At 64.2% G+C, this 13,878-nt stretch carries 16 protein-coding genes and 1 pseudogene; 11 read left to right on the top strand and 6 right to left on the bottom strand.

Translation table 11 applies throughout. The features are described from left to right. The 3 genes and pseudogenes from NKI61_RS13850 to NKI61_RS13840 form a co-directional block, all read right to left on the bottom strand. Positions 1-435 (bottom strand): annotated as a pseudogene (locus tag NKI61_RS13850) (OmpA family protein); the annotation flags it as partial. A gap of 120 nt (positions 436-555) precedes the next feature. Then, complete coding sequence (locus NKI61_RS13845; protein WP_023686555.1) at positions 556-1,095, bottom strand: GNAT family N-acetyltransferase; 540 nt, start codon at positions 1,093-1,095, stop codon at positions 556-558. Positions 1,096-1,237: 142 nt separating this feature from the next. Beyond that, positions 1,238-1,468, bottom strand: coding sequence for a YdeI/OmpD-associated family protein (locus NKI61_RS13840; protein ID WP_023683083.1), 231 nt, complete (start codon positions 1,466-1,468; stop codon positions 1,238-1,240). Positions 1,469-1,609: 141 nt separating this feature from the next. Between NKI61_RS13840 and NKI61_RS13835 the strand changes: the two genes are divergently transcribed. The 4 genes from NKI61_RS13835 to NKI61_RS13820 all read left to right on the top strand — a co-directional run bounded on the left by NKI61_RS13835 (position 1,610) and on the right by NKI61_RS13820 (position 5,311). Continuing rightward, positions 1,610-2,065 (top strand): DUF2214 family protein, encoded by a 456-nt coding sequence (locus tag NKI61_RS13835; RefSeq protein ID WP_023704193.1) that lies wholly within the window; start codon positions 1,610-1,612, stop codon positions 2,063-2,065. A 178-nt stretch (positions 2,066-2,243) separates the two neighbouring features. After that, positions 2,244-3,221 carry a tripartite tricarboxylate transporter substrate-binding protein gene (locus NKI61_RS13830; RefSeq protein WP_023814702.1) on the top strand — a complete coding sequence of 326 codons (978 nt, stop codon included), beginning with the start codon at positions 2,244-2,246 and terminating at the stop codon, positions 3,219-3,221. A 98-nt stretch (positions 3,222-3,319) separates the two neighbouring features. Beyond that, the gene (locus tag NKI61_RS13825; RefSeq protein ID WP_023686558.1) at positions 3,320-3,793 is read left to right on the top strand and encodes a tripartite tricarboxylate transporter TctB family protein; all 474 of its coding nucleotides are present in this window, start codon (positions 3,320-3,322) and stop codon (positions 3,791-3,793) included. A gap of 9 nt (positions 3,794-3,802) precedes the next feature. After that, positions 3,803-5,311: a tripartite tricarboxylate transporter permease gene (locus NKI61_RS13820; protein WP_352839790.1), complete on the top strand. Its 1,509-nt coding sequence runs from the start codon at positions 3,803-3,805 to the stop codon at positions 5,309-5,311. Here the strand turns inward: NKI61_RS13820 and nth are convergent. Beyond that, positions 5,271-6,104, bottom strand: coding sequence for an endonuclease III (gene nth, locus NKI61_RS13815; RefSeq protein WP_352839789.1), 834 nt, complete (start codon positions 6,102-6,104; stop codon positions 5,271-5,273). The genes NKI61_RS13820 and nth overlap by 41 nt on opposite strands. 22 nt (positions 6,105-6,126) lie before the next feature. On the opposite strand from nth, the gene NKI61_RS13810 reads away from it, so the two are divergent. Then, positions 6,127-6,621 (top strand): DUF2244 domain-containing protein, encoded by a 495-nt coding sequence (locus NKI61_RS13810; RefSeq protein ID WP_352839788.1) that lies wholly within the window; start codon positions 6,127-6,129, stop codon positions 6,619-6,621. Positions 6,622-6,631: 10 nt separating this feature from the next. Here the strand turns inward: NKI61_RS13810 and NKI61_RS13805 are convergent, their stop codons facing one another. Beyond that, entirely contained in the window at positions 6,632-7,447 is an 816-nt protein-coding gene (locus NKI61_RS13805) for a class I SAM-dependent methyltransferase (RefSeq protein WP_352499025.1), read from the bottom strand. A gap of 115 nt (positions 7,448-7,562) precedes the next feature. Here NKI61_RS13805 and NKI61_RS13800 point away from each other — a divergent pair, with 115 nt between their 5' ends. The 5 genes from NKI61_RS13800 to NKI61_RS13780 all read left to right on the top strand — a co-directional run bounded on the left by NKI61_RS13800 (position 7,563) and on the right by NKI61_RS13780 (position 12,108). Next, positions 7,563-8,468 (top strand): methylated-DNA--[protein]-cysteine S-methyltransferase, encoded by a 906-nt coding sequence (locus tag NKI61_RS13800; protein WP_023669734.1) that lies wholly within the window; start codon positions 7,563-7,565, stop codon positions 8,466-8,468. 141 nt (positions 8,469-8,609) lie between these two features. Continuing rightward, on the top strand, positions 8,610-9,518 hold the full coding sequence (locus NKI61_RS13795; protein ID WP_023726465.1) for a ribokinase: 909 nt from the start codon (positions 8,610-8,612) through the stop codon (positions 9,516-9,518). After that, a complete protein-coding gene (locus NKI61_RS13790) occupies positions 9,515-10,975 on the top strand; it encodes an amidase (RefSeq protein ID WP_027049740.1) in 1,461 nt (486 codons plus the stop codon). The genes NKI61_RS13795 and NKI61_RS13790 overlap by 4 nt, the downstream gene beginning before the upstream one ends. 97 nt (positions 10,976-11,072) lie before the next feature. Next, entirely contained in the window at positions 11,073-11,687 is a 615-nt protein-coding gene (locus tag NKI61_RS13785) for a LysE family translocator (protein WP_352839792.1), read from the top strand. A 148-nt stretch (positions 11,688-11,835) separates the two neighbouring features. Next, positions 11,836-12,108 (top strand): hypothetical protein, encoded by a 273-nt coding sequence (locus NKI61_RS13780; protein ID WP_352839786.1) that lies wholly within the window; start codon positions 11,836-11,838, stop codon positions 12,106-12,108. 209 nt (positions 12,109-12,317) lie between these two features. On the opposite strand, the gene NKI61_RS13775 is transcribed toward NKI61_RS13780, so the two are convergent. Continuing rightward, the gene (locus tag NKI61_RS13775) at positions 12,318-13,259 is read right to left on the bottom strand and encodes a nucleoside hydrolase (RefSeq protein ID WP_352839784.1); all 942 of its coding nucleotides are present in this window, start codon (positions 13,257-13,259) and stop codon (positions 12,318-12,320) included. Positions 13,260-13,403: 144 nt separating this feature from the next. Here NKI61_RS13775 and NKI61_RS13770 point away from each other — a divergent pair, with 144 nt between their 5' ends. Further along, complete coding sequence (locus NKI61_RS13770) at positions 13,404-13,829, top strand: Hsp20 family protein (RefSeq protein ID WP_023669741.1); 426 nt, start codon at positions 13,404-13,406, stop codon at positions 13,827-13,829. Positions 13,830-13,878 lie beyond the last annotated feature (49 nt).

Raw genomic sequence — 13,878 nt, 5'->3', positions numbered from 1 at the left:
GTCGGCGGCGCCGCCGCACTCTTCCTTCTTGCATTCGAACAGGACTTCGCCGCCGGCGGCCGCGATCACATCCTGGTAGTTGCGCAGCACTTCGAGCGGGGAGCGCTCGGCCGGCAGCACATAGGCGATGCGGGTCAGCGCGCCTTCGACCTCAGCCTTCTTGTCCGGCGCGAACACACGGTTGTTCATCGTGTCACGGGCATCCGGATCGGCGCTCGGCTTCAGCGGCGACAGCGGCACTGTAAAATCGGTATAGGCGAATTTTTCGTAGGAGACGATGAACGACCCCTCGTAGCGCTTGGCCAGATGATTGTCGGCACCGCCCTCGATGTCGGCGGTCGGCACCGTCGCATCGGCGCCCGCCAGTTGCACGGCCGCCAGGAGCAGCAGCCCCGCCCAGAAAAGCTTCAGAAATATCGCATTGATCGCACGCATGGTCGGCTCCCCCAAAGAGCAATTCCAGGAAAAGTGTGAGCGGTTTTCCCACAGGAATTGCGTAGCTAGATTAGAATAGCCAATCCTAGCAGCGCGAGGCAATTGCGTCGATGAAGCGCTTCACACCCGCCGTTCGAGCAGGATCGTCAGCCCGTCGTGATAGGTGGTTTCCAGGACCTTGGTGTAGCCGCACTTTGCCGCAACGTTCAACGAGCCGGTGTTTTCCGGATCGATGATGCAGACGGTTCTCGCGCCGGCAAAGGTTTCGTCGCCCCAGGCCAGGGCCCTTCTGACGACTTCGCTGGCAAGACCCTTGCCATGCGCTTGCGGCGCCAGCGCCCAGCCGGCTTCCGGAATGCCCTCGAGCGACGGCTCGATGTCGCGCTTCAGGTCGTGGAATCCGGCTTCGCCGATGAAGCGACCGCTGGCCTTGTCCTCGACCGCCCAGAAGCCGTAGCCGAGCAGCGACCACAGGCCGGCATGCCGCAGGAACCGCATCCAGCTTTCCTCCCGCGTCCGCGGCTTGCCGCCTATGAAACGGGTGGTGACGGGGTCGGCCCACATGACGGCATAGTCGTCGAAATCTTCGATCCGGTGCGCCCGCATGATGGTCCGTTCCGTTTCGAGAACCGGGACGCCGGCTGTTTTTGGACTGCCCATGAAACTCTGCCTCCGTTGACGGTCAGCGCTTAGCAAACCAGCGCGCCCGGACAAGGGCCAAGCCGGATCATCATTCAGCCAGGGAAGCTTCCGAACGGCCCGGCGCGACCAGGCGGTCGAAGCGAACAGCGTCGGCTTACTTTCAGCCGTGCCAGACCATCTTCATGTAGAGCCCACCGCGCCGCAATTCGTCCAGCATCTGGTCGAGCCGCTTCTGCCTGGTGTCGCTGCGTTTGGCGCGGGCGACCCAGCCGAGATAATCGTTCTTCTGGTAGTCCGGCCGCGCCTCGTAGGCCGCTGTCAGTCCTTTTTCGGTCAGGGCGATGCGGATGTCGTCCGGCATCGGGTTCAGGGCGCGCTTCAGTCCGGTCATTTCAGAAAACCCCAGCTGTCAGGATGGCGACGCCGATGGTCCAACCCAGATCCGCCTCTGGGAATTCTGCCGAACGATGCTACCTTTCGCAACCGGTCCGGCAAGGGCCGGTCTCGATACCGCCAATGGGAGGAGAACGCCATGGACACCACCGATCTCGTGCTTGCCATTTTCCATCATCTGCTGGTGTTGTCGCTGGCCGGCATCATCGGCGCCGAATTTGTCCTGATCCGCGGCGACCTCTCCGCCGCCACGCTCAAGCGGCTTGCCGGCATCGACCGCCATTATGGCATCATCGCCATGCTGATCATCATCATCGGCATCTGCCGCGTCATCTACGGCCTGAAGGGCTGGGAATTCTACGTCTACAACTGGGTGTTCTGGGCCAAGATGGCGGCATTCGGCATCGTTGGCCTGCTGTCGATCATCCCGACCATCCGCTTCATCTCCTGGAAGCGGCAAGCCAGTGCAAATCCCGGCTTTCAGGTGCCGGTGGCGGAACTCGCCTCGGTGAAGACCTATGTGCGCGCCGAAGCCTTCATCTTCCTGCTGATCCCGATCTTCGCGGCGGCGATGGCGCGCGGCTACGGTTATTGAAGCAACGCCAACACCAAACCCATCTCCGCCGGGCATACTCCGCACTGATCGCCATGGTTGCGCACGGCTGTATTTTGCAGTTTGCGTCAGGCGACAATCTGTTAGCTTGCCTTTGTTGCACCCTCGCTGCCTGACCTGCACAGCGATCGGAGATTGATATCCTGGGAGGAGAATTACGATGAGGAAAATTGTAGCCGCCCTGGCCGCCGCCGCGGCCGTCACGCTTTATTCGTTCACCGCCAGCGCACAGACCTATCCCGAGCGCACCATCACCGTCGTCGTGCCGTTTGCGGCCGGCGGTCCGACCGACACGGTCACGCGGCTCGTCGCCGAAGCCATGTCGAAGGATCTCGGCCAGCAGATCATCGTCGAAAATGTCGGCGGCGCCGGCGGCACGCTGGGCGCCGGCCGCGTCGCCAACGCCGACCCGGATGGCTACACGCTGCTCCTCCATCACATCGGCATGGCGACCAGCGCGACCCTCTACAGAAAACTCGCCTATGACACGCTGAACGCCTTCGAGTATGTCGGCCTCGTCACCGAGGTGCCGATGGCGATCGTCGCCCGCAAGGACCTGGAGCCGGCCGACCTGAAAGGGCTGGTCGAATACGCCAAGACCAACAAGGACACCATCACTGTCGCCAATGCCGGCATCGGCGCTGCCTCGCATCTGTGCGGCATGCTGTTCATGAGCGCCATCGGCACGCCGCTGGTCACCGTACCCTACAAGGGCACCGGCCCGGCCATGACCGACCTTCTCGGCGGCCAGGTCGACATTATGTGCGACCAGACCACCAACACCACCAAGCAGATCCAGGGCGGCACGATCAAGGCCTATGCCGTCACCACGCCGGAGCGCCTCGACGTGCTGAAGGACGTGCCGACGACCATCGAAGCCGGCCTGCCCGCGGTGCAGGTCGGCATCTGGCACGGCCTCTATGCGCCGAAGGGCACGCCGGCCGAGATCACCGGCCGACTGTCGAAATCGCTCCAGGTCGCACTGAAGGACCCCAACGTCATCGCCCGCTTCGCCGAACTCGGCACCAAGCCGTCGTCCGAGGCCGACGCGACGCCGGCAGCGCTGAAGGCCAAGCTGGAAGGCGAGATCACGCGCTGGAAGCCGATCATCGAAGCCGCCGGCCAATACGCCGACTGAGGCTTGAACGGGGCGCTGCCGGCGCCCCGTTTTCGCTTCGACGTCCGTTTTCACATTTGCAACGGCAAGCCCGTTGCAAGGGTCAGGGGAGGACCGCCATGAAACCTTTCGCCATCGACAGGACAAACGGCCTGTGCGCCGCGCTGTTCATCTTTTTCGGCGCCTTTTTCGCGATACAATCGCTCGGCCTCGAAATCGGCACCGCCTTTCGCATGGGACCGGGCTATTTCCCGCTGGTGCTGGCGATCGTGCTGATCGTGCTCGGCGCCATCATCCTCGTCCAGGCGGTGCGCGTCGAGGGCGAGCCGATCGGCCCCATTGCGTGGCGCGGCATGCTGTTCATCCTGCCGGCGCCGATCTTTTTCGGCATGACCGTGCGCGGCCTCGGCTTCGTCCCGTCGATCTTCCTGACGGCGTTGATCGCCTCTTTTGCCAGCGCCCGCATGAAGCCGCTGACGGCACTTCTGCTGTCGGCCGGCCTGACGCTGTTTTCGGTGCTGGTCTTCAGCTACGCGCTCGGGCTGCCATTCCAGCGCTTCGGCCCCTGGTTGCCCCAATGGCTGGCATTGTGAGGCGCTGAGATGGACCTCCTCAGGAACCTCGAACTCGGCTTTTCGACGGCCACCACGCCGGCCAATCTGGGTTTTTGCCTCATCGGCGTTCTGCTCGGCACGCTGATCGGCGTCCTGCCCGGCATCGGCGCCACCGCAACCATCGCCATGCTGCTGCCGATCACCTTCCAGATCGGCGACCCGGTCTCGTCCCTCATCATGCTGGCCGGCATCTACTACGGCGCCCAGTATGGCGGTTCGACCACCGCCATTCTCATCAACATGCCCGGCGAATCCTCCTCGGCCGTGACCGCCATCGACGGCTACCAGATGGCCAGGAACGGTCGCGCCGGGGCGGCTCTGGCGATCGCCGCGATCGGCTCGTTCTTCGCCGGCACGGTGTCGACCTTTCTCGTCGCCGTCTTTGCCCCGCCGCTGACGGCAATAGCCCTGCAATTCGGCGCGGCCGAATATTTTTCGCTGATGATCGTCGGCCTCGTCTCGTCCATCGCGCTCGCCCACGGCTCGATCGTCAAGGCGCTGGCGATGGTCGTGCTCGGCCTGCTGCTCGGCATTGTCGGCACCGACATCTACACCGGCACGCCGCGCTTCACGCTCGGCATCCGCGAATATGCCGACGGGCTGAACTTCGTCGCGGTGGCGGTCGGCGTCTTCGGCGTTGCCGAGATCCTGCGCAATCTCGAAAACGAGCACGAGCGCTCGGTGATTATCAAAAAGGTCTCCGGCCTGATGCCGACCCGCGACGACTTCAAGGCGATGGCCGCGCCCATCGTGCGCGGCACGATCATCGGTTCGGCGCTCGGCATCCTGCCCGGCGGCGGCGCGGTGCTTGCGGCCTTTGCCTCCTACACGGTCGAAAAGCGCGTGTCGAAACACCCGGAGGAGTTCGGCAAGGGCGCCATCGCCGGCGTCGCCGGACCGGAATCGGCCAACAATGCCGGCGCCCAGACCTCCTTCATTCCGATGCTGACGCTGGGCATTCCGGCCAATCCGGTCATGGCGCTGATGATCGGCGCCATGATCATCCAGGGCATCGTGCCCGGCCCCAATGTCGCGATCGAGCAGCCGGCGCTGTTCTGGGGCATCATCGCCTCGATGTGGATCGGCAATCTGATGCTGATCGTGCTGAACCTGCCGCTGATCGGGCTGTGGGTGAAGCTGCTGACGATCCCCTATTATGTGCTCTTCCCGATCATCATGGCGTTCTGCTCGATCGGCGTTTACAGCGTCAACACCAACGCCTTCGATCTCTACGCAGTCGCCTTCTTCGGCCTGCTCGGCTACATCCTGACCAAGCTGCGCTGCGAACCCGCACCCCTGCTGCTCGGCTTCGTGCTCGGCCCGCTGCTCGAGGAAAACCTGCGCCGCGCCATGATCCTGTCGCGCGGCGACCCCTCGACCTTCGTGACGCGGCCGATCAGCGCCGGCCTGCTGCTCGTCGCACTGGCCGTGCTCGTCGTCGTCTTCCTGCCGTCGGTCAAGAAGAAGCGCGAAGAGGTGTTCGTGGAGGAAAGCTAGTTGTCGGGACGCCGGGCGCCGCGATTTCCACGAGCGGCGCCGGCACGTCTGTCGTCTTCACCTCGGCCTTGCAGAGATCGGCGATGACGCAGGCCGGGCAATCGGGCTTGCGCGCCTTGCAGACATAGCGGCCATGCAGGATCAGCCAGTGATGCGCATGGCGCATATACTCGTCCGGGATGATCCGCAGCAGCCCTTGCTCGACCTGTTCGGGCGTCTTGCCTGACGCCAGGCCGAGGCGGTTGCCGATGCGGAAAATATGGGTGTCGACCGCCATCGTGTGCTGGCCGAACGCCATGTTGAGCACGACATTGGCGGTCTTGCGCCCGACCCCCGGCAGCTTGACCAACTCATCGCGCTCGCTGGGCACCTCGCCGCCGCAATCGCGTATCAGCGCCTCCGAGAGCGCCACGACATTCTTGGCCTTGTTGCGCCAGAGTCCGATGGTGCGGATGTACTCGCCGACCCTGGCTCCGCCCAGCGCCAGCATCTTTTCAGGTGTGTCGGCGACCTTGAACAACGCCCGCGTCGCCTTGTTGACGCCGGCATCGGTCGCCTGCGCCGACAGCACCACGGCCACCAGCAGCGTGAAGGCGTTGACGTGCTCGAGCTCGCCCTTCGGCTCGGGCCGCTGCACCGAAAACCGCCGGAAGATCTCATGCACCTCGGCGGCGCTGTAGAGCGAACGGAGCCGCGCCGGCCGCGGTCGCGGCTTGGCATTCGAGCCGTCGCGCCGCCCGGGCGGCAGTTCACTTTTGGATAGGGAAAGATTTTTGGACTTGGGGCTGGCCATTTCCCTCCTATAATATCCTGGGATGAGCGACACAAACGCCTCGTTTCAGGCCGACGAGCCATTCTTCCAGGCGCTGCTGACACCGCACCGCTCGCTGGGCCGCACCGGCTTTGCCGTGCTGATGGGCGCGCTGCTGTTCGGCTGGGTGGTGACCGGGGCGTTTTTCCTGTCGCGCGGCGCTTGGCCGGTGTTCGGCTTCTTCGGCCTCGACGTCATCGCCGTCTACATCGCCTTCCGCGCCAACTATCGTGCCGCCCGTGCCCGCGAGGAAGTGTCGGTGTCGCGCACCAGCCTCGACATCCGCAAGACGGCGCCCTCGGGAAAGTCGGAAGCGCATCGCTTCAACCCGTTCTGGGCGCGCTTTTCCGTCGCTCGCCATGCCGAGATCGGCATCACCAAGATGACGGTGGAAGCACAAGGACAGAATGTGCCGATCGGGTCATTCCTGGACCCTGACTCCCGCGAGAGTTTTGCCACTGCATTTTCACGTGCTCTGACGAAAGCCAGGACGCGTTAGAGCCGGCGCGTCAGAACCGGTAGCGTAAAATCCTGCCGACCTTGCGCAATGCGGGAATGTGTCTCCAGAGCCCGATGAACAGTTTTGCGGACCAGCTCATATGCGCTGTGCGTTCCGCGCTGTAGGCCGAGATATCGTCGACAAAGCGCAGCTTCGGAACGGCACGCTCCAGTACCTGCGGGTCGTCGATCGCCCAGTGAACCTCGGCGCCCGTCGCCCTGATGGTCGGATTGAGGCGCAGCATCTTCAGGCCGAAGTGGCTGTAGGCGTCGAACATCAGCTCGCCGCCGGCAAGATGCGCGACAAGGCGTGACAGCAGCCGTGGCCCCTCCTCTACCGGGAGATAAGGCGTCAACCCCTCCATCACCACGACGGCCGGACGATTGCGCGGCACTTCTGCCAGCCAGTCTGGGTCGGTTACCGAAGAGCCGACGAGGTGGTAGTGGTCCCGGGACGGGTAAAGCTTGCGCCGGAGCGCGATGACATCCGGAAAATCGACATCGAACCACTCCACGCCTTCGGGTGGATCGACACGGAAAATGCGCGTATCGAGCCCGCAGCCGAGATGCAGCACGATGGCGCCGGGATTTCTGGCGATGAAGTCTTGAACTCGCACGTCGTAGGTCTTGGCTCGAATCGCCAATCCGATGCCGAGATTGGTGTCCACCTTGAGGTGCGAGAAATCATAGTCGATCTTGCGCACGGCCTCGTCGGCGAAGCGATCCCCGAGCAGCGAATGCGGCAGCCGGCTTTCCAGCGCCTTGCCATAAAGCGTCATCAGCAAGGTCTCCCTTGCTCCGCTCAGATTCACCCTTTCGCCGGCCATCGGCATCTCCCGGGGCGCAATCCAGTATTTATCTGGGAACAGGCGGCAACAAGGCAAGTTTCGGGTGGTTGCAAGGGGCGGAAAGACCGATATTCGCGGTCAAGGAGATATTGCCATGAACGCCCAGATGACCATGAATACGCAGATGAAACCGACAGCGATCCTGCAGCACGACATCACCCCCGAGGGCAGCGACTACGAGGTCGTGCGCCGCGCCATCGAGAAGATCAGCCTCGACTATCGCGACCAGCCCTCGCTGGAAGCCCTGGCAGCCGATGTCGGCGAGACACCCACGGGCCTGCAAAAACTGTTCACCCGCTGGGCCGGCCTGTCGCCAAAAGCCTTCCTGCAGGCGGTCACCCTCGACCATGCCCGCAAACTGCTCGATTCCGGCATGCCGCTCCTCGAAACATCGTTCGAACTCGGCATGTCCGGCCCCGGCCGGCTGCACGATTTGTTCGTCACCCACGAGGCGATGTCGCCGGGCGACTACAAGACGCGCGGCGCCGGCCTGACCATCCGCTACGGCTACCACATCTCGCCCTTCGGCATCGCCCTGATCATGGTCACCGACCGTGGCCTTGCGGGGCTCGCCTTCAACGATCCGGGCGGCGAGCGGGCGGCTTTCGCCGACATGTCGGGCCGCTGGCCGAACGCCACCTATGTCGAGGACATGAGCGCCACCCAGCCCTATGCGGCGCGCATCTTCGATCCGACATTGTGGCGCGCCGACCAGCCGCTGCGCGTGGTGATGATCGGCTCCGACTTCCAGCTGCGCGTCTGGGACGCGCTGCTCAGGATCCCGATGGGCAAGGCCTGCACTTATTCTTCGATCGCCTCCAGGATCGGCGCGCCAAACGCCAGCCGGGCGGTGGGAGCGGCGGTCGGCGCCAACCCATTGTCCTTCGTCGTCCCTTGCCATCGGGCGCTGGGCAAGTCCGGCGCACTCACCGGCTACCACTGGGGCCTGACCCGCAAACGCGCCATCCTCGGTTGGGAAGCGGGCCAGACCGCGTCCTGAAGCTGCCCGCATCAAACAACACCGGCGAAATCCCCTCGCCGGTGTTGTTCTTTTTGCGAGCTCCCGGCGCAAAACATCCGCACGCTCTGGCAAGCCGCCGGCTTACAGGTTAGCTTCCCGCGCATTCCGCAGGAGGCTTTCTTGATCATCGTTGTCGGCTCGATCAACCTCGACCTTATCGCCAATGTCGACCGCCTGCCTTCGCCGGGCGAGACGGTCCGCGGCTCCGGCTTCGCCACCGCGCCCGGCGGCAAGGGCGCCAACCAAGCGCTGGCTGCGGCGCGCGCCGGCGCCAAGGTGCGCATGGTCGGCGCCGTCGGCAAGGACAATTTCGCAACCGAAGCCCTGGCTTTGCTCGTGGCCGGCAAGGTCGATCTCTCCGGCGTCGGCCAGAGCTTCGCCTCCACCGGCACGGCGCTGATCCTCGTCGGCGCCGATGGCGAGAATGTCATCGCCGTCGTGCCGGGCGCCAATGATTCGGTGCTGCCCGGCGATCTCGCCAAGGCTTTCCTTGCGAAGGGCGACGTCGTCCTGCTGCAGCACGAGATCCCGCTGCAGACCGTCGATGCAGCGCTTGACGCCGCACGCGCCGCCGGCGCCGTCACCGTGCTCAACACCGCGCCGTTCCGTAGCGAGGCGGCAGCGTTGCTCGGCAAGGCCGACTACGCCGTCGCCAACGAAACCGAATTCGACCTTTACGGCGAGGCGCTGTCGCTGAAAGGCCGCGACCGCCCGGCGCGCATGCGCGACTTCGCCGGCAAAACCGGCCGCACCATCGTCGTCACGCTCGGCGGCGACGGCGTGCTGGCGGCGACCCCGGAGGATTTCCTGACCGTGCCGGCGCTGAAAATCACGCCGGTCGACACGGTCGGGGCCGGCGATACTTTTTGCGGTTATCTCGCTGCCGGGCTGGCGTCCAACCTGCCGCTGGAGCAGGCTCTCACCCGCGCCGCAGCCGCCGGCTCACTCGCCTGCCTGAAGCCCGGCGCCCAGCCGGCCATCCCGCTGGCCGCGGATGTGGACACCGCCCTGCGCAACAACGCCGGATGACTGCCCTGCGCCCTACAACGAAGCACGCCGTGCCCCCCGCCGGCGACATCTGCCGGATGTCCGCTGTCGACCTGGCCGAGGCGATCCGGCTGCGCCGCCTGTCCGTGCGCGAGTTGGTCGCCGCATTCCTCGACCGCATCGACGCGGTAAACCCGCTGGTCAACGCCATCGTCTCGTTGCGCGAGCGCTCCGAAATCCTGCGCGAGGCCGACGCGGCGGACGCGCATCTAGCGCAAGGCGGGCCGGCCGGCTCGCTGTTTGGCCTGCCGATGGCGATAAAAGACCTCGCCATGACGCGCGGCTTGAGGACCAGTTTCGGCTCGCCGATCTTTGCCGATTTCGTGCCGCAGGAGGACGATTTCTTCGTCGAGCGCATCCGCAAGGCCGGCGCCATCATCATCGGCAAGACCAATGTTCCCGAATTCGGGCTGGGATCCAACACCTATAACAACGTGTTCGGCCCGACGCTGAACGCCTTCGATCCGGCGCTCACCGCCGGCGGGTCGAGCGGCGGCGCTGCGGTCGCCCTTGCACTCGACATGGTTCCGGTCGCCGACGGCAGCGATTTCGGCGGCTCGCTGCGCAATCCGGCGGCGTGGAACAATGTCTATGGCTTCCGCCCGTCGCAGGGCCTTGTCCCCGGAGGGCCGGACCTGGAAGTCTTTCATGCTCAGATGGGCATAGACGGGCCGATGGGCCGCAGCATCAGCGACATGGCGCTGCTACTCGATGTGCAGGCGGGCTACCACCCGCACGCGCCGCTGTCTTGGGAGAAACCCGGCTCATTCCTCGAAGGGCTGGCAACGCCGGCAAGCGGCGGCCGCGTCGGCTGGCTCGGTGATCTCGGCGGTCACCTGCCGGTAGAGCCTGGCATCCTCGATCTGTGCGAGGCCGCACTCGGCCGCTTCGCGGAGGCATCCTTCCTGACCGAGCCCTTGCTGCCGGATTTCGATTTCGAGGCACTGTGGCAAGCCTTCGTGACGCTGCGGCAGGCGAGCAGCGGCTCGGCGCTGAAAGTCCATTATGACGACCCGCACAAGCGCGCCCTGCTGAAGCCGGAAGCCGTCTGGGAGGTGGAGAACGCCATGCGGCTGACGGCGCCGCAGATCCGCGCGGCCTCGGTCATCCGCACCTCCTGGCACCGGACGCTGCTGTCGCTGTTCGAGCACTTCGATCTCATCGCGCTGCCGACGGCGCAGGTGTTTCCTTTCGAAGTCGGCACGCATTGGCCAAGTGAGGTCGCCGGACGGACCATGGACAGCTACCATCGCTGGATGCAGGTCTCGGCCTTCGCCACGCTCGGCGGCTGTCCGGCGCTCAACGTGCCGGTCGGCTTCGACGACAAAGGCCGCCCCTTGGGCATGCAGCTGATCGGCCGGCCGCGCGGCGACCTCGCCGTGCTCAGGGCCGGAGCGGCCTATGAGGCGACCTTGCCTTGGCAGGTGGGGGCGTCCTGACGCGAGGGGCGGCACGGTCTGCGACCGGCTTGCACCAGCCCCGCCGCCATGCATTGATTGCAGCCAGCCGCCTAAGCGCATCCTCGAGGAAATCCCCCTGTCGCTGGAACTCTACGCCGCTTATGTCCTTGCCTGCATCGTCATCATCCTGGTGCCCGGTCCGACTGTCACGCTGATCATCGCCAACAGCATCCGCCATGGCTACCGCGCCGGCCTTGCCAATGTCGCCGGCACGCAGGCTGGGCTCGCCGTGATGATCGCCATTGTCGGCATCGGCCTCAACACGCTGATATCGGGCATGGGCCACTGGTTCGAATGGGTACGCCTGATCGGCGCCGCCTATCTGATCTGGATGGGGGTGCAGGTGTTCCGTTCCAAGGGCGCGCTGAATGCCGACGGCACCGCGAGAAAGCCGCGCGGCGGCTTCTTCCTGCAGGGTCTGCTCGTGGCGCTGAGCAACCCCAAGACGCTGGTGTTCTTCGGCGCCTTCTTCCCGCAGTTTATCGCCCCGCAGGGCAATTACACGCTACAGATCGTCGTCATGGGCCTCACCGCGATGATCTTTGCCGCCGCCTCGGATTCCACCTATGCTCTCGCCGCCAGCCGCGCCGGCCGCCTGCTCTCGGCCAGCCGCATCAAGCTGATGTCCAGGATCAGCGGCAGCTTTCTGGTCGGCGGCGGCCTGTGGCTAGCTTTTTCGAAGGCGAAGTAACAACCGTGGACGGTCGTTTCCAACGGCAGAATGAGCCCGTACGTGAAGGCTGATTGAAAGTCAGTCTCCACGCCACCACATGACTTTGTGCTGGGGATTCTTTCAAATGTCATGGACTTATAGGGATTTGAAAAGGAACGCGCCCGGCGTGGTCCTGATCGTCGCCATGTTCGCGATGATGGTTCCTTCGGCGCTCTACAAATGGACGAATGACGCGAGCCCTATCCGGTCAGTCGAGCCAATCCACGCAACGGTCAAAAGCGCCCAATCGGACCACGACCACACCCTTTATCTGGTTTCGCTCGAAAGCGGTTCGTCCATTCTTGTCGAAGACGACCTCCCGCATCTGATCGGCGCGCCGGCAAGATTGGAGCGCGTCACGCGCGAGAATGGAATGGTCTTCTATCGATTTGCAAAGTGAACGGCGGCGGCGCCTTCCTTCTCCCCTGTGGGAGAAGGTGGATCGGCGCGATAGCGCCGAGACGGATGAGGGGTGTTCCAGCGGAGTGAGACGTGGGCGTTCCCTGGAACACCCCACATCCGTCGCCTTCGGCGACACCGCCCGGGGGCGAGCCACTTGTCTCGCCCCGTCCCTTCGGAACCCACAATGGCGAGAAAGGAAAGACAGAGCTAAAGCCGAGCCAACCTCTCCACCAGCAGCGCAAAGAACGCGTCATGGTCGATGTCGCGCATCACCATGGCGTTCTTCGGCCGCTTGGTCACGCCCCACCAGTCGATCACGGTCATGCCCATGGTGAGTTCGGAGGTGGTTTCGACGGTGACGTTGCAGTTGCGGCCCTTGAACAGCTCCGGCTTCAACAGATACGCGATGACGCAGGGGTCGTGCAGCGGGCCGCCGTCGGTGCCGTATTTCTCCTCGTCGAAGCGCTCGAAGAACTCCAGCATCTCGGCCGTCGCGGTGCCGACCCGGGTGCCGAGCTGGCGGATGGCCTGCGTGCGCTTGGCCGTGGTCAGCGCCTTGTGGGTGACGTCGAGCGGCATCATGACGATCGGAATGCCGGATTTGAACACCAGGTCGGCGGCCTGCGGATCGACATAGATGTTGAATTCTGCGGTCGGCGTGACATTGCCGCCTTCGAAGAAACCGCCGCCCATCAGTACGATTTCCTTGATGCGCGGCGCGATCTTCGGCTCACGGATCAGCGCCAGCGCGACATTGGTGAGCGGGCCGAGCGCGCACAGCGTGATCGTGCCGGCCTCTTCCCTCATCAGCGTCTCGACGATGAAGTCGACCGCATATTGGCCCTGCAGCTTCATCTTCGGATCGGGCAGTTGCGGGCCGTTGAGGCCGGTCTTGCCATGCACTTCCTCGGCGGTGACCAGTTCGCGCGCCAACGGGCGGATGGCGCCTGCATAGACCTTGATATCGGGCCGTCCGGCCAGTTCGCAGATTTTCCTGGCGTTCTTTTCGGTCAATTTCAGCGGCACGTTGCCGGCAACAGCAGAGATGCCGACGATCTCCAGCTCGGCGCTGCCCAGCGCCAGCAATATGGCGACGGCATCGTCCTGGCCGGGATCCGTGTCGATGATGATCTTGCGGGTCTGGGGCATTTCATTTCCTTATGCGGGGGAGTCTTTTTGGCGGGGGTGTTCGGCGGCTTGAACTTGGCCGCGGCGCGGACCATATCAAGACCATCGGGAAAAATGCCATCCGGGTTTTTCCAGTTTATGTCGCTCCAAAGAGGACAGTGTAACATGAGCCGAATGACGCCCTTCTCCAGCCCGCTTCTCCTTGGTTTCGATGCCATGGAAAAGACCCTGGAACGACTGGCGAAATCCGGTGACAGTTATCCTCCCTACAACATCGAGCGCCTCAGCGGTGCCGACGGCAAGGCCGAAAGGCTGCGCATTACGCTGGCTGTCGCGGGTTTCGCCGAAAGCGATCTCGATGTCACCACGGAGGAAAACCAGCTGGTCGTGCGCGGCCGTCAAACCGACGACACCGAGCGCGAATTCCTCCACCGCGGCATCGCCGCGCGCCAGTTCCAGCGCTGTTTCGTGCTGGCCGACGGCATGCGGGTGATCGCAGCGGAACTGAAGAACGGCCTTTTGTCGATCGATCTCGATCGGCCGGATACCGAACGGCTGGTACGGAAAATAAATATATCGGTGAAAGACTGATCTTTACCGATGGCTCTCATGCGGGATGGCCTTGAGCGGCGTCCTCGCG

The organism is Mesorhizobium sp. M0514 (genome assembly GCF_040321145.1).
Lineage (GTDB): Bacteria > Pseudomonadota > Alphaproteobacteria > Rhizobiales > Rhizobiaceae > Mesorhizobium.
The sequence above is the reverse complement of the archived record's forward strand: the minus strand, read 5'-3'. Positions and strand labels throughout refer to the sequence as shown.

Bases quoted from the DNA above. Each gene is read 5' to 3' on its own strand.
- NKI61_RS13770 (WP_023669741.1), top strand. From the start codon at position 13,404: ATGAGCCGAATGACGCCCTTCTCCAGCCCGCTTCTCCTTGGTTTCGAT.
- NKI61_RS13830 (WP_023814702.1), top strand. From the start codon at position 2,244: ATGAGGAAAATTGTAGCCGCCCTGGCCGCCGCCGCGGCCGTCACGCTT.
- NKI61_RS13800 (WP_023669734.1), top strand. From the start codon at position 7,563: ATGAACGCCCAGATGACCATGAATACGCAGATGAAACCGACAGCGATC.
- NKI61_RS13820 (WP_352839790.1), top strand. From the start codon at position 3,803: ATGGACCTCCTCAGGAACCTCGAACTCGGCTTTTCGACGGCCACCACG.
- NKI61_RS13805 (WP_352499025.1), bottom strand. From the start codon at position 7,447: ATGGCCGGCGAAAGGGTGAATCTGAGCGGAGCAAGGGAGACCTTGCTG.
- NKI61_RS13790 (WP_027049740.1), top strand. From the start codon at position 9,515: ATGACTGCCCTGCGCCCTACAACGAAGCACGCCGTGCCCCCCGCCGGC.
- NKI61_RS13825 (WP_023686558.1), top strand. From the start codon at position 3,320: ATGAAACCTTTCGCCATCGACAGGACAAACGGCCTGTGCGCCGCGCTG.
- NKI61_RS13810 (WP_352839788.1), top strand. From the start codon at position 6,127: ATGAGCGACACAAACGCCTCGTTTCAGGCCGACGAGCCATTCTTCCAG.
- nth (WP_352839789.1), bottom strand. From the start codon at position 6,104: ATGGCCAGCCCCAAGTCCAAAAATCTTTCCCTATCCAAAAGTGAACTG.
- NKI61_RS13775 (WP_352839784.1), bottom strand. From the start codon at position 13,259: ATGCCCCAGACCCGCAAGATCATCATCGACACGGATCCCGGCCAGGAC.
- NKI61_RS13840 (WP_023683083.1), bottom strand. From the start codon at position 1,468: ATGACCGGACTGAAGCGCGCCCTGAACCCGATGCCGGACGACATCCGC.
- NKI61_RS13845 (WP_023686555.1), bottom strand. From the start codon at position 1,095: ATGGGCAGTCCAAAAACAGCCGGCGTCCCGGTTCTCGAAACGGAACGG.
- NKI61_RS13835 (WP_023704193.1), top strand. From the start codon at position 1,610: ATGGACACCACCGATCTCGTGCTTGCCATTTTCCATCATCTGCTGGTG.